This is a genomic window from Nocardia sp. GCM10030253 (genome assembly GCF_042675075.1).
Classification (GTDB): Bacteria; Actinomycetota; Actinomycetes; order Mycobacteriales; family Mycobacteriaceae; genus Nocardia.
Window position 1 is genome coordinate 865,261 of record NZ_JBHTDL010000006.1, and the last position, 14,851, is coordinate 880,111.

Annotated in this window: 12 protein-coding genes; 4 read left to right on the plus strand and 8 right to left on the minus strand. The window is 66.5% G+C overall.

Features of this window, described 5'->3' with window-relative positions:
* Window positions 1-28: 28 nt before the first annotated feature.
* A complete protein-coding gene (locus ACFQZZ_RS16135; protein ID WP_378680429.1) occupies window positions 29-1,123 on the plus strand; it encodes a methyltransferase in 1,095 nt (364 codons plus the stop codon).
* Window positions 1,124-1,206: 83 nt separating this feature from the next.
* On the opposite strand, the gene ACFQZZ_RS16140 is transcribed toward ACFQZZ_RS16135, so the two are convergent.
* The 8 genes from ACFQZZ_RS16140 to ACFQZZ_RS16175 form a co-directional block, all read right to left on the minus strand.
* Complete coding sequence (locus ACFQZZ_RS16140; RefSeq protein WP_378680431.1) at window positions 1,207-2,112, minus strand: hypothetical protein; 906 nt, start codon at window positions 2,110-2,112, stop codon at window positions 1,207-1,209.
* Between the two features lie 101 nt (window positions 2,113-2,213).
* Complete coding sequence (locus ACFQZZ_RS16145; RefSeq protein WP_378680434.1) at window positions 2,214-2,831, minus strand: nitroreductase family protein; 618 nt, start codon at window positions 2,829-2,831, stop codon at window positions 2,214-2,216.
* 23 nt (window positions 2,832-2,854) lie between these two features.
* On the minus strand, window positions 2,855-3,838 hold the full coding sequence (locus tag ACFQZZ_RS16150; protein WP_378680437.1) for a ScbA/BarX family gamma-butyrolactone biosynthesis protein: 984 nt from the start codon (window positions 3,836-3,838) through the stop codon (window positions 2,855-2,857).
* A complete protein-coding gene (locus ACFQZZ_RS16155; RefSeq protein ID WP_378680440.1) occupies window positions 3,835-4,800 on the minus strand; it encodes a nucleoside-diphosphate kinase in 966 nt (321 codons plus the stop codon). Before ACFQZZ_RS16155 ends, ACFQZZ_RS16150 begins: the two co-directional genes overlap by 4 nt.
* The gene (locus tag ACFQZZ_RS16160) at window positions 4,797-5,888 is read right to left on the minus strand and encodes an SDR family oxidoreductase (protein ID WP_378680443.1); all 1,092 of its coding nucleotides are present in this window, start codon (window positions 5,886-5,888) and stop codon (window positions 4,797-4,799) included. Before ACFQZZ_RS16160 ends, ACFQZZ_RS16155 begins: the two co-directional genes overlap by 4 nt.
* Window positions 5,889-6,006: 118 nt before the next feature.
* Window positions 6,007-6,273, minus strand: a complete 267-nt coding sequence (locus ACFQZZ_RS16165) for an acyl carrier protein (protein ID WP_378680446.1) — start codon at window positions 6,271-6,273, stop codon at window positions 6,007-6,009.
* The gene (locus tag ACFQZZ_RS16170; RefSeq protein ID WP_378680449.1) at window positions 6,270-9,833 is read right to left on the minus strand and encodes an AMP-binding protein; all 3,564 of its coding nucleotides are present in this window, start codon (window positions 9,831-9,833) and stop codon (window positions 6,270-6,272) included. Before ACFQZZ_RS16170 ends, ACFQZZ_RS16165 begins: the two co-directional genes overlap by 4 nt.
* The gene (locus ACFQZZ_RS16175) at window positions 9,823-12,549 is read right to left on the minus strand and encodes a phosphoenolpyruvate synthase (RefSeq protein ID WP_378680452.1); all 2,727 of its coding nucleotides are present in this window, start codon (window positions 12,547-12,549) and stop codon (window positions 9,823-9,825) included. Before ACFQZZ_RS16175 ends, ACFQZZ_RS16170 begins: the two co-directional genes overlap by 11 nt.
* A gap of 217 nt (window positions 12,550-12,766) precedes the next feature.
* Here ACFQZZ_RS16175 and ACFQZZ_RS16180 point away from each other — a divergent pair, with 217 nt between their 5' ends.
* The 3 genes from ACFQZZ_RS16180 to ACFQZZ_RS16190 all read left to right on the plus strand — a co-directional run.
* Window positions 12,767-13,477 carry an ESX secretion-associated protein EspG gene (locus tag ACFQZZ_RS16180; RefSeq protein WP_378680455.1) on the plus strand — a complete coding sequence of 237 codons (711 nt, stop codon included), beginning with the start codon at window positions 12,767-12,769 and terminating at the stop codon, window positions 13,475-13,477.
* A gap of 83 nt (window positions 13,478-13,560) precedes the next feature.
* On the plus strand, window positions 13,561-13,935 hold the full coding sequence (locus ACFQZZ_RS16185; protein ID WP_378680458.1) for a hypothetical protein: 375 nt from the start codon (window positions 13,561-13,563) through the stop codon (window positions 13,933-13,935).
* Between the two features lie 73 nt (window positions 13,936-14,008).
* Window positions 14,009-14,851: hypothetical protein (locus ACFQZZ_RS16190; RefSeq protein WP_378680461.1), on the plus strand; the 843-nt coding region annotated here is incomplete at its 3' end.

Here is a 14,851-nt window from a genome sequence, read left to right on the forward strand (position 1 = left end):
TGTCGATACCCGACGGGATGGAGGCACGATGGCGTCCAACCGATCGAAAATTCCGCCGCAGGCGCTGCTGCGGGTCATCGAGTTCGTCCGCAATTCGATGGCCGGACTGCATCGCAGGCTGGTCCCGGGGCATATCGCCCTGTTGGAGATGGTCGTCGCGGGGTTTCTGACCCAGGCCATCCACGCGGCCGCCACACTCGGTGTGGCCGACGCGCTCGCCGACGGTCCACGCAGCGGTGCTGAACTGGCGCGAGCTACCGGTGCGAACGAGGACGCGCTGCATCGGCTACTCCGGCTGCTGATCAGCCACGGCATCTTCGCTCGCCGATCGGACGGCAAGTACACGCTCACCCCGATGGCACAGGCGCTTCGGTGGGACGCCAACGTGTCGCTGCGCGATACCGTGCTCTTCTTCGGCTCGACGATGCACCGCAACCACTGGACGCACCTGGTCGACGCGGTGCGCACCGGCGAAACAGTCGGCACAGACCTGGACGGCATGTCGTTCTTCGACTACATGCAGAAAGACCGTGAGGTCGGCGAATTGTTCGACCGCGCCATGACCAGTATCAGCACTCTGTCGATAGAGCCGCTGTTCGCCGCGTACGACTTCGCCCAGTTCGGCACGATCGTGGATGTCGGCGGTGGAGAGGGCACTCTGCTCACCGAGATCCTCACTCGCACAACGACACCACGCGGCATCCTGTTCGATCTGCCGGAAGTGATCGCCCCGGCGCCCGCCCGCATCGCCGAACTCGGCCTCACCGACCGCTGCACCGTCGAAGGCGGCTCCTTCTTCGAGAAGGTACCCAAGGGCGCCGACGCATACATTCTCAAACACATCATCCACGACTGGCCCGACGACAAAGCTGCGCAGATCCTGCACACCCTCCGCGAGCACATGCCCAACGATGCCACGCTGATCCTCATCGAACTCGTGCTCCCCGAGGACGATCGACCGCATCCAGGGAAAATCATCGACCTCGAAATGCTCGTCAACGCAGGCGGCCGCGAACGCACCGAATCCCAATACCGAGACTTCCTGGCCGAATCCGGTTTCACCCTGCTCCGCCGCGTCCCCACCGCCGCCCCCGACAACATCCTCGAAGCCCGCCCGAGCTGACCGCCGAGCGGCACACGGCTGCGGCAAACCTCGAGAGGCGCCCTCCACCGGGTGCCGCTCACGGAGGGCTCAGAGGTGTTTGCTCAGGTGAGGGCGAGTGCCTGGACAATCAGCACAATGTAGAGGGCCAGTATGAACAGGACTGCGGGCAGTACCGGGTAGTCCGGTGTGCTCGAGCGCCGGAACTTCGATGCGCCGATGACTGGAATCAGCAATAGTGCCAAGGGAATCCAGGCGATCAGCGCCTGCGGCATGGCGTGCCTCCACGGTTGAACCAAGACGAAGTCGGCGAGCACCGCCACTGCCGCGCACGCCAGCGAAGCGGTCGCGCTACCGTTGGCGCCCAAGGCATTCGAGTAGTACATCTCGCCGGGGCGGGGCGCCTTGGATGTCTTGCGGGCGAACTCGAATTGTAGGAAAGCTCCAGCGAAGATGATCGCTACGGCCGCTGTCTGCCAATGGGATCGGACTTCGCCTGTCCCGATCGCGGAGACGACGACGTATGCGGTGACGAGTAGTTGCACCGGGTAGGTGACGACCAGGTTCAGCACGATGCCGGTGCGCACAGTCGCCGAGAGATTCTCCAGACCCCAGAGGGCAAGTCCATAGGCGAGCACAGCGGCGATCAGCACTGCGGAACCGAACGAGAGCGTCAGGCTGGTCGCGATGGCACCGGCTGCGATCACCGCCATGGCACTACGCAGCTCGTCGGCGCTGATCGCGCCGGTCACCAGAGGGCGGTCGGGGTTGTGCACCCGGTCGTAGTCGAGGTCCTTCTGCTCGTCGACCATGCGCAGATACAGCAGGACAAACGCGACGACGACGATGCGGACGACAGTGGATCCAGTGGGGTGCCAGGACAAATCCGACTGGGAGACAAGAGCCGCCGTTCCTTCGAGTGCAAGCACCCAGAGCACGCCGTACAGCAGATAGTGCGGCTTGTACATCACCGCGGTGAATCGGGCGATGCGAGCAATGGACCCGAGCACACGCGAAGCGGACGATGTGCCTGCTGCGCCACTCACTTCGCGCCCCTGTGGTTACGCATCGTCATGCCTGGCCCTGCGAGGGCGGTATGCGACAACACCGCTCACTCCCCGCCCCACACGTTCCACATCGTCACCTCGGCCGCCGGGATACGGCGCCGGCCGGGGGCTCGGGTGCCGGGGAGCAGGTGGGCTACCGGGAGCATGGCGACCTGAGTGACCTGGTCGAATGGGATGCCGAGCAGGTCGGCGATCTCGTGTTCGTAGGCCAGGTGTGCGGTGGTCATGGTGGAGCCGAAACCGCGGTCGTGCAGTGCGAGCATGAAGTTCCAGACGGCCGGGTAGATGGAACCGTAGAAGCTGGCGAGCTGGAGGGTTGCGGCGTTCGCGGGTGGGCGGCCGAGGGAGCAGACGACTACAAGGGCGGGGACCTCGTGGAGGTGGGTGGCGAGGTATCGACCGGAGGCGAGGTCGCCGAGTTGGTCGGGACGCGGGGTGCGAGCGGAAAGGTAAGCGGCGAAGCCTTTTCGGTAGTACTCGGCGATCTGCTGTTTGATGTCGGGGTCCTCGACCACGAGGAAGCGCCACGGCTGCCGGTTGGTGCCGCTCGGGGCGTGGACGGCGACGTCGAGACAGTCCAGTAGGTCCTGGCGGGCGACCGGCCTTGTCAGGTCCAGGCGGCGGCGGAAGGCTCGTGTCGTTTTCAGCAAATCGTTTCCCATCGGACTCCTGTCGATCAGACGATTCACGAGTCCGGCTCGGCCTCGGGATCCAGTGTGTCCTCGGCGAACTCGAGATCGATCTGGGCCGCGACGGCGTCGGACTGGCGGATCTCGCAATGGATGACCACGGTACCCGCACCCTGTTCGACGATCTCCGCTACACATTCCGCGGCCAGATCGAGTTCGACAAACCGGTCGAAAGTACTTGCGACGCATTCCAATTGCGGCAGTTCGTCGACGATCATCGACAGTGCCGTCTGACGGCACGCCTCGATGAGCAGGCTGCCGGGGACATGGTCCAGCTGATGGTCGAACAGGAAGGGGTGACCGAGGTCGGCGACCAGCGCGGCTCGGGCGGTCCCGCCTTCCCGTCGCGGCGGACCGATGACCACGTTGCGCCAGTTCTCCCGGCCCACCGCGGCGGGCGTGGCACGTTCGATCAGCGCCGAGGCCCCGAGGAAAGGACCGAGCCCAAGACTGTCGCGGAACGCGGAGCGCACGCCCGACCACTGCTGCGAGGTAACCCAGGAGAAAGAGCCATCGACGGTCAGCATCGGCTCGCCCGCGCACTCGATATCCAGCACCATATCGAGACCGTGCAGCACGCCACCGCGGCGGTGCTGCTGTGGCACACGCACCCGCATCACGAGATCAGCGGGCGCGATACGGACCTCCCATGCCGTGGTGTCGGCGGCGGTGCCGTTGAATGTCCTGACGACGAATCCCATATCGGGCGGCACACCGTAGAACTCGTGGGTCAGCGCGATCGCGGCCTGCCTGGCCGCCTCCATCACCAGCAGCGGGTCGTGCCGCATGGCGAGCGATCCGGCGTGGTCGCCGTAGTAGGCGTGCATCCTCGGTAGCTGTGCGCCCACAACGAACACATCAGGCGCGACGGTGTCCAGCGAGGTCACGAAGACCTCCGAGACCGCGCAACGGTGCGCCAGCTCGCGGGAGATGGTGCGGACGTGGCTTGCTGCCCGCACCGATGCTGCGTCTGTGGTCACGGTCGACCCTCCAACCATTCTTTCGCGGACACGGGCCGCAAGGTCTGCGGCTGGGTGCCGGTCCGCATGGGTAGTACGTATGAGCCGAGGACGATCACCGACCACGGATCCAGCTCCTGGCCCGCGTCCCATGCCGAGTACAGCAACTGCGCGCAGCCGGTGTCCGATTCGAGGTCGAGCTCGGGCGGGAGCGTGAAGTATGCCCGTTCGAGATCGCTGAGCAGCCGTGCGAGCGCGTCGGAACGGTCGAAGCTACGGGCGGGAGCCTGTGCGTACAGGTCCTGCGCGATCGTGATGGCATCGGCCGAGCGGTCGGCGCCCGTCCCCGCTTCTTCGATGACCGCGGCCCGACGCCGCTCGTCGAAGTAGACGGCAAGCTCTCGTAGCACGTCGGCGGGATCGTCGGGCGAGTGCACCAGATTGAGCAGATAGTTGTGCCTGCCGAGCAGATAGCGCAGTTCCCCCGGTCGGCGTTTGCGTGGATCGGTCGCGCCTTTTGCCTCGGTGAGCCGCACCGAGACCGGCAGCTCACCCTCCGGGCCGTGCACCACAAGCACCAGCACATCCGAGATCCCGACCAATAGGTCCGCCAGACGCCTGCGTTCGGGCGAGGCGATATTCCACGCGAAGTACCACAGCGCACGTGCCACATGCCTGTCGACCGGGACACGATAGGCACCGACAACGCGAAACTCGTTGTTGGCGAGCCATTTCAGCGTCGGTTCCACGGCGCGGGCGACGATCGCATCCGGTTTGAGCAGCAGCAGCGAATGCCCAGTGGCGAACTTCGCCGCGTCGACGCCCAATCGGTCGAGCTGATCCACCGATTCCTGTACATAGGTGTCGGCGAGGTAGGTGTGAACCTTCTCCGTGGAGGGGGTCGAACCGGCGAGCAACTCCCGAAGCGGATCGCGCACGATCCCCTCCCGCTCCGGCGATGGCGTCGACGGTCGATCGCTCATCGTCCGCCTCCACCGAAGTCGTTGCTCGCCAGCACATCTTCGATCGAGGGCAGCGGAACACCCAGATATCCCGACTCCAGGCAGTAGTCGAGTAGTAGGCGCAGGTAGTCCTTGCCACTCGGTGGTGACGGCGTGCCGAGCAGTACGTCGGCCCGCGCGGTGTCGAATATCAAGCGCCGCTGGAAGTAATTGGTGTACAGCGAGCCGATGCGCCGGTAGTACTCCCGCTCGATCGGGCCGAGGTCGTCCTCGGCGAACGTCGCCTCCGGCACGAAGGTCGCCACCTCGAAGGAGGGATATTCGGCGAGCACGTCGGACACCTCGCGCAACGACAAGGTGTCCCGGCCGAGCGCGTGGAAGGTGCGGCCGTGGGCGGAGTCGAAATCCAGTACCGCCGCGGCGATGATGTCGGCGACATGGTCTACCGGTGCCAGCGACAGGGTCGCGTCGTATCGACCTGGTAGCGAGCGGAGTTTGCCTTCGACCATGAGCTTCACGACGGTGTACAGGTTCTTGTATTCGCGGATCGCACCCGTAGCGCCGGCGCCGGTCACGATGCCCGGTCGCACGATCGCCCAGCGCAGCCCCTGCTCGCCCGCCGCGTGCACCAATTGTTCGGCGCGAAACTTGCTTTCCTCATAGCCATTCCCGAACGACTGGCCCGCGTCCAGCTCGTCCTCCGTGACGACGCCGCCCCGCATTCCGCACACATATGCGGTGCTGACGTGCACCAGCGGAATATCCCACTGTCTGGCCAGCGCGATGGCGTGGACGGTGCCGCGCACATTCAGTTCCTCGTAGTCGACAAACGGAGCGTCGAACGCGGTAGTCGCCGCACAATGCACGATGGCGCCGACTCGCTCGGCCAGATCCGCGGTGTCACGCTCCGACATGCCGAAGCCGCGCGACCGGATATCGCCCGCCACCGGCGTGCCCGCCTCCAGCACCGTGCCGTCGTTGCGGACAATGCTCGAGTTGCTGTGCAGCACAGCGGCCACCGGTCGGCTGGCGGCAGCCAACCGCGCCACCACCTCGGCGCCGACCAATCCGGTCGCACCGGTCACCAATACCGTGTCGCGCGGACTCACGACTACGCCTCGCTGACGCTCGGCTCCGTCGTGCGCCCCGCGCGCTGTATCAACGGTTCGCTCGCTGCGCTCGCTCACGGCCGCACCACGCCGACAGCCGCTGACAGGGTTTGCCTGCTCATGAGGGGCCGCCTTCGGCCAGGGTCCCCGAGACGAGGGCGATCACTTCTCCGACTCGGCGCACGCCGATCAATTGCTCCGGACGGTAGCGCGGCAGGTCGAAGGCTCGCTCCAGGACGACGGTGAGTTCCATCAGGCGCAGTGAGTCGAAGCCCAGGTCTTCCACCAGCCGCATCGCGTTGCCTGTCGCCGATGGCTGCGGCGCCATCGCGACGATGAGCCGACGGATCTTCTCGGCGGTCGCCGTATCGGCTACAGCGGTCATGCCGACTCTCCTTCCCGTAGATGGGGCTGGTGGCCACCGGAGGCCAGCAGATCGCGGGCCTCGTCGAGCGGCAGGTCGGTGTTCAGGTAGCCGGCGATGCGCAGCCAGTCGTAGCCGATCGCCAAGGTGCGCCGCCATTGCTCGCGGGAATCGAACGAGGCCGGGAAACCGGTCGCAGACGTCGTAGCGACTGCTTGCAGGTCGCTCGAAAGGTCGACGCCGCCCGCGATCCGGCGCACCTGCGCGACAAAATCGTCGAGGACCTCGAGACCGGCGATAGTGTCGCCGCTGGTACGGAGACTGTCCGAAAAGCACACCTGCTGAGCGGATTCCAATTGTGTCAGCAGCTCGTCGCGCCGCAGCGCGTGCGGCGGAAGTATGCGCCGCACTGTTTCGGCCGGGGCCACGTCGGCGGGCAGCGGGTGAATACCGAAGGCGGACAGCACAACCCGAATACCCATGGCAATCAGCCGGTGGGCGGCAATATCCGCGACCGCGCCCTGGGAATTCTTCACCGCGCCCGCCAAGTCTTCCCTGGCATTCTCCAGCACGATGTTCGACCACACCAGATTCAGCGCGCATTCGGTGAATCTCGTTGCGGGCAGCGGAGAGAGGGTGGCGATCTGGTCATCTCGGGCCGCCCCGGTCACGCCGAGTGCGGGGGTAAGCGCGCTCGGCACCGGCGTGAAGGGCCGCACCGGCTTGCACATCGCCAAGGCGGGCTCGATGAGTTCATCTCCGCGCCACTGCAATCCGACGAGACCGAGCCGGACGAACTCGGCCAGTTCGGTGGCGATATCGGACTCGGCACGGGCAAGCACGTCACGCACCGAATGCCGGAACACCACCGACCGCCAGGCAGGCGCCGCCCGATCCGACAGCACGAAGACGTCGCGATCGTCGCGAATGACATGCACCCGCCCACCGATCGTCCAGGTGGTGACCCGGGGACGGCGAGCGAACAGGACCTGATGCGGGTCGTCCACCACCGCATGCACGCCGAGTGCGGTGGCCAACTCCCACACCTGCTCCCAGGTCAGCTGTTCGGCCAGCGCCCTGGCTTGCGGGTCCCCGGGCACGCCCGGCCCGGTGTCGCCGAAACTCCGCGCCGGGTCGTCGAACGCCCAGGTGGCGGGATCGCTGGCGTCCCGGTAGCGGTCGATGAGTTCGTCACTACCGATCCGGTCCAGCTGCTGCGGCAGCCATTTGGTCTCCAGGTAGCTCTCGCCGCGCCGGGCCGCCCACCCCTTCATCGCCTGCAGCAGTCCGTCACGCGCCCAACCGCCCGCCTCGGCGCGCGCCTCCAATGCGCGCAGCGCGACGGCGAACCGCAAAGCCTGCGTCGCCCGAGCGGTCCACCAGTCCGCCATCAGCGCCGTGAAGCTGGAATATGGCAGCAGCGAACGTAATTCGACGACATCTGGAGTTCCAGCCCGGACCACCGTCGCCCGCAGGAATCGCTGGCACCGGTTGAGCAGATCCTCGTCGAGTTCGGTGGGTTTCTCCGCCCCCGCGACCCGCTCCACCTGCCTGCGCAGCTGTGCCTGCGAGCGAGTACGCACCTCGACCCGACGCCCGTCGATGAACAGCACCGTTGGCAACGTCGGCATCTCCTCGTCACCGGGCGCGAGCACAAGGAAGTCCACGTCCGACCCCTCGTTGCCGAAACCCTCGGCCAGCGACCCTTCGAAGAGCACCGTTGAATCACGCGGTATCGCCACAGTTTCCAACGCGCGATCGAGCAGCTGACGCACCCGATCGGCTGGCAGCGTCGGTTCGGGCGCGACCGGGCCGACTCGCTGCGCGCCCGCTTCGGTGGCATTGTCGGACACAACCGCCGCAGCGGCGATCGACGCGGCGGTGCCGTCTGCTTCGTGGGCGATCACACCGTCGAGCACCCCATCGCGAAACAGCTGCCACATGTGGCGGCGGCGCGGTTTGCCGCTGGAGGTGCGGCGGATGGTCCCGCGCGGCCCGGTGACAATGGTGACGGACTGGGCGGGACCGAGTTCACCACGAATGATGCGACGTGCCTCGGGGATCCAGTCGCCCGGTGCGGATTCGGCGAACAGGGCGATGCCCTGGGCGCCCGCTTCGGTGATCGTGACCGCCGCCAACTTGCCTTTCGTGATCCCGGTTTCCTGGGCGACCCGTGACTCGATGTCCTCCATGAATACCGAACGGCCGCGCACCTTCAAGCTCGACCCCATCCGGCCGAGCACGAAAACCTCACCGCGATACAGGAATCCCGCGTCGCCGGTGTAGAGCCTGCCGTCGGCGATCCGGGTGGACGAACCCGCTGCGGGCTCCCCCGACGCCGAATACCCCAGCGCCACCGAATCGCCGACCACCACCATCTCGCCGAGCGTGCCGTCGGGTAGCTCGCGCCCGTCCTCGTCGACCACCGTGACCGTGGACTCCGGCGTCGAATATCCGAGCCCGGTAATCCAACCAGCACCCTCGACCCGATGGGTGTCGTCGAGCAGTCGCTCGTCCAGGATCGTGACACGGGCGCCGAAGCGCAGATTCGGGTTATCGACGCGCAGGGCGGTGAGGGGGCGGTTGCGTGCGGACGAGGTCACCATCAGTGTCGCCTCCGCGAGCCCGTAGGCCAGCGTGTACGCGTTCGTCGAGAAGCCTTGTCCACCAGCCAGATTCGCAAAGGACTGTAGGTCGGCCACCTCGACGGGCTCGGAACCGACCGCGAGGGTGCGCCATCCGGAGAGGTCGAGTTCGGCGATGTCCTCCGGCGGCACCCGATGCGCCACGTAGCCGAGCGCGAACGACGGTGACGGCGAGTGCTGGGCGTGTGTCATCGCACGCAGCCAGCGAGCGGGGTCGCGGACGAACTGGTCGGGCCGCATCAGGTACAGATCGCCCTGATTGGTCACGGTGGTGAGGAAGGCGCCGACCAGGCCCATGTCGTGATAGAGCGGCAGCCACGAGACCAACGATTCACCGGGCCGCCAGTCGATCAGTGTGGAGATCATCGCGATGTTGTTGGCCAGGTTTCGCCAGCTGACGCGCACACCACGCGGCGTGCCGGTAGAGCCGGAGGTGAACTGCAGCAGCGCGCACTCGTCGGGTTCGCCGAACTCGCGCACCGCGGGCGCGGGGCCCAGGGTCTGAGCATTGATCACCAGGGGTTCGTCGGCGCGCCCCGCCTCGATCGCTGCCCTGCGGACAAGCTGCTCGAACTCCGTCGAGGTCACCACCAGCCGCGGCCGGGCCTGCGCCAAGATCGCCGCGATATGGGCGACGATCTGATCGAGGTCGCCGAACATCGGCGGGGCGACCGGTGTGAAGACTCCGCCGCAGGCCCACACGGCGTAGAACGCGGCGGCGCACGGGAATCCGGTCGGCATGATCACGCAGACGCCGTCGCCGCTGCTCATGCCGTGTTCGCGCATCAGCGCGGCAATGGACCACGTCGTATCGGCGAGGTCGCGGTAGCTGCGATAGGTCCAGCCGTCGGCCTCGTCGGCAAGGTGAATACCGGAGTTCTGCGCGGGTTCGGCAAGCCAATTGCGAACTGCGGCAACATATCTGTCATGTTCCATCGCGGAGATCTCCTTCGGACAGCACCGTAACCGTTCCATTGGTGCCATCGACCCGAATTCGCATACTGGACCGTATTTTCTTCGTGAGGTCCTTGACTTGTACCACGGTTGGCACCCCTAATTCCCGCGCAACGATCGCGACATGTGTAAGGGGGCTACCACGCTCGATCACCAGGGCCGATGCCGAGGGCAACGCGGCCACCCAGCCGGGGTCGGTGCGGTAGGCCACCAGGATGCCACCCGCTACGTCGCGTGGCTCGTCGACCACGATGGCAATGCCCTCGACGACCCCTGAGGCCGACGGTGTCCCCGGCAGCACCGTTCCGACCGTCGCGGCCGGAGTATCGGTGATCGGTACCCAGCCCTGGCCCGCCAGCTCGGCGCGCCCGAAGGCCGAGCCCGTTGTGACGAAGCGCGCCGGTGCGACCAACTCGCCGTCCCTGGCGCGCTGGACTTTTCGCGCGGCGACCAGCTCACGCAGCGGCGCGGTCTCGGCGCCTTCGTAGCAACCGCGCAACTCCTGCACGGTCAGGAAGAACACGTCGCCGAACTCGTCGATGACCGCGCGCGCGACCAGGTCGCGGCCCATCGCTCGAATCATCCGTTTCACCATGCCGAAGGCCCTCGTCCGGCAGAAGCGCAGTCGCTCACGGTGCGCGGCACAGCGAGATACCTTGGCGCGCAACCGTTCATAGATTCGGCGGCGGAGACCGTGCAGGTGGGCGTCGAGATAGTCGTCGGCCTCGGCGCCGCGACTGTGCTGCGCGGTGTCTCCCACGCGCCCGATGGCGCTGCGCAACATGACGAACAGGCTTGCCGGGTCTTCCCGCAGGTCCGGCGTCTCCAGCTTCAGCTCGTCCAGGCTGCGGTAGCCGTAGCGATCGATGTAGGCGTCGACACGGGTCAGAAACTCGGCCCGGTCGGATCCGCGCAGTGCCGGGTAGATCTGCTCCGGCGGAGTCGAATTGACCAACGAGACCAGCTCCGGATCAGCGCGGACGAACTGTGCCAGTTCGGTCATCGCGCGGGCGGGCTCCGCCGATTCGACATCCGCACCGGGGCCGACCACGGCATAAAGGAACCATTCCGGCGCCTTCGGCAGCAGCAGTTTCGTCAGCAGGTACATCAATCCGGTGCAGGTCAACAGGATCGCGTCCAACACCATCAGCGGCCCCCAGCGCTGCACCAGATCTCGGTCCACCGTGCGGTAGGACGCGTAGGCCTGCTTGCCGGACAGGGTCGTGTAATCCATGGCGTCGTACTCGTCGTAGACGCGGTAGAAGTCGGTCATGAACTGCTCGACCATGTCGTCGATGCCGAACAGCCGCCGCAGATAGGTCACCGTGGTGACCGCACGCGAGCGCAGCCGAGCGAATGAGGTGCGGAAAGTGAACGGCCGCAATGTCTTCGCGAGATCGTCGGCCAGCGGTTCGTCGACGCCGAGCGCCGCCTCCAGCACCTTCCTGTTCAGCGGATAGCCGGGCGCGATGCCGACCATCCGATACCAGTGCAGGAGGTTGTAGTAGACCCGGCCGTGAAAATAGCCGAGCAGCACCGGAGTCCAGCGGTCGGTCTGCCGCAGCTGCTCGGCGGGCACCCGCAACGATCTCGCGTAGCCGTGGTAGACCCGGCCGTAGATATCGGCCGCCGTGGTGAACGTCAACGGCGAGGTGATGCCGCTGAAACTCTCGATGATGTTGGAGTTGTCCCAGATCCGCGGCTCGTCGTCGGCGAGGACCTCACCGGCGCCGCGCAGCAGCGCGCCACCGGATCGGGAACCCTCGCGCACCGCGGTGGTGATCGGCCGGGTCTGCAGCAGCCAGATCCCGTCGTCGTCGATCGCCCACTCGATGTCCTGGGGCGCGCCGAGACCGGCCTCCAGCTTACGTCCCAGCTCGGCCACCTCGATGAGCTCGGCGTCCGACAGCGCGGCACGGTCCCGACGCTCCTTGTCGACCTCGCCGACCACGCAACCCTGATCCCCCGCGGGTGTGTAGGACCGCTCTTTTTCCCCCAGCACCGTTTCCAGCACCGCACCGGAGGATTTGTCGATGATCACCGAGTCGGCGTCCACCGCGCCCGACACCAGGCCTTCACCGAGCCCGTACACCGCGCTGATCACCAACTCGTCCGCGGCGCCGGTGATCGGGTTCGCCGTGAACATCACCCCGCTGGCTTGCGCGGCGACCAACTGCTGCAAGACGACGGCCGCGGCGCCGGTTCGGGTCAGTTCGTGCGCGAAGGCGTATCGGATGGATCGTTCCGAGAATGCCGATGCCCAGCACTCCCGCACCCGGGACGTCACCGCATCGACGCCGTTGACGTTCAGGAACGTGTCGAACTGGCCCGCGTAGGAGTGGCCAGGGCCGTCCTCAGCGACCACCGACGAGCGAATCGCGATCGAGCCGCCGCCGAGTTGGTCATAGGCGTCGGTGATCAACGCGAGGACCGTCGGCGGCAACGGCACTGCGGCGATCTCCGCACGCAGTGCCGTTGCCGCGGCCAAGGCCATGTCCGGATCGTCGATGGCAAGAAAGTCCGTCAACGTTCCGGTGAGATCGCCCGCGTGCAGTACCTGCTCGAACGCGTCGGTGCCGAGCACGACCCAATCCGGCACGCGGAAGCCGCCGGTATGCAAACTGTGCAATCCGCGCGCTTTACCGCCCGCCAACGCGGTGATCGTCGCTGTATCGGTCCACGGTCCAAGTACCTGCACGGTATCTCTCCCATCGCCCCCTCGTCACCAGGCCGGAGCGGGTGCTCCGGCACATAGCACGCCGAACAAACAAAGGGGACTGTCTGGATATATCCGAGAATTCACCTCGACGTTAGCCCGCAATCCTGCGGGCCCGCTTGCCAACAGTTGGTCGCAACCCTCGACCCGCCGCTAAGCTTCAGGCTGATTCGGTGGTTCGGTGAGGATGTGATTCGGCGTGGGTTGGACCTTCACCCCGGATGAGTTCGCCCATATTTGGCGAGAAACCGAGGTAGATCGCCATCCCTACCCCATCAGGATCCTCGAAACACCGCGTACGGAGCGCGAGGCCGACGCGCTGCGCGCGCAGCTGAACGAGCGGCTGCCACCCGGCCCCGATCCGGACCTGACCGCATGTCTGCGGATTTTGGCGCAGCCGCACACCCGGATCGTGGCGATCGGCGGGGCCCATAGCCCGGGTACCGAGATCCGACTATTGGCAGGCGCGATCTTCGACCACGCCGTGCTCGCCATGCAGGAGCCCGGCACCAGCTCGGATTTCGGTGGCCGAGTGCGTATTTCGATCGGGCACAGCGCCAAACTCGGCGCGAGGATCGCGGCGCTGCTGCCCAAGACGCCGCCGGGCCGGGAACCCGCGCGCGCGGCGCCCGCCGACACGATTCGCGACGAAGAGACGGTCGCGCGCCAGCCTGCCGTACCGCCGATCCGCAGACTGCTGCTGAAGCCGCATACCGCGGAGGGACACATCCGGATCGAGCCGCGGCTGGATCGGCCGGAACCGGCGCCGCCGATCCACTACACCTGGATCGACGTCAAGGGCGACGGGCGCTACCTGATCAAAGCCGGTCCGACCGTGCATGTTGTGCCCGCATCGGCCGAGCAACTCGCTGCCCAGCTGCAGAAACGTATTCCGGCACAAGCAGGATGACTATCGCCGACGGGTAACTATTACTGACCCGACGCTTGGCTTCCAGTTAGTCTGGGGCGGACCGACCGATCTCAGGGGTGCGCATGACGATCGAGACCAGCCGAGCCGATATCGCCAGGTTCAAGCAGCAGGCGCAGGCAGGAACCGTCAAGTTCGATCCGGCCGCGGCACGGCGCTGTGCCGAGATGTACGACCATCAGGCCGATCGACTGATCTATCTGCAACAACGCCTCGAAGCCGCGTCCGAAGCACAGGGCTTCGGCGGGTTCGTCTCCGCACAGCAGTTGCAGGCCGGGTTCGGCCACAAGGCCCGCGACGCGGCCGCGCTGCTCGACCACTACATCGAGGCCGCCTACCGGATGAAGGAGGCGTTCCTGATCAGCGGCGGCCTGCTGGAAGAGGCCGACGCGGCGAATGCCGCCGCGTTGCGGGCCATCGAAACGAGGGTGCCGCGGTGAGTGAGCGCAGCGAACGAACCATGACGCAGCGCCCTTCAGGCATGGCGGAACCGAGCACCGGTGAGGTGCGGCAATGACTGGTAATGACCCCGACTACATCAGCTCGATGGAGCACTTCGAGTCGATGCGGCACGAGGAGATCTACGCCAAGACCCAGCAGATCGACGCCGCGCAAATTCTTAGCGCCTCGGTCACCTGGCTGGAAGTGGCAGGGACGCTGGCTACTTCGTTCCCGCTGACCCGAGCAAGCTCGGATCGGGTGATGAACTCCATGGAATGGGAGGGCGCCGCGGCCGACGCGGCATATGCCAGCGCCCGCAGCTACGCCGCGTCTGTCGACGAACTCTCCGCCATTATGGGCCAGGTGGGCGCCCGGCTCGGCGGGGTGGCCGCGGCCGCAGAGGCCGTCAAGATCGCGGTGGTTCCCCCAGGCAGTTCAGGCCCGATCGGCGCCATTGCGAAACTGCTCGAGGCGGGCGGCATCATCGACGCGCAGATGGCCCAGGAGGCACTGCGCCAGGAAGCCGTGCTCGCGATGAACATGGTGTACAAACCTGCCTACGGAATGGCGGGCACCAGCGTTCCCGCCCTCCCCGAACCGCCGCGGCTGCCCGGCGCGATCCCGCAGCAAACCGTCCCTGGACAGCAGCCACGGCAGACCCAGCCGGAGTACTCCGATCCCCCACTGCCGCAACAGGATCAGCAGCCGACCAACCCGCCGGTACCGTCCACCCCGAACATCCCCACACCCCCGCCTGTCCAGACACCTCCCGGCACCACCAGTCCGCCCGCGGCTCCGTCGACACCGGAATCACAAGCACCCCAACCTGTTCCGACACCATCGACGCCGCAACCCACCCCCACTCCCCAGCCGACACCGACCACTCCGACACCGTCGGCCCCGCCTGCTCCCGAC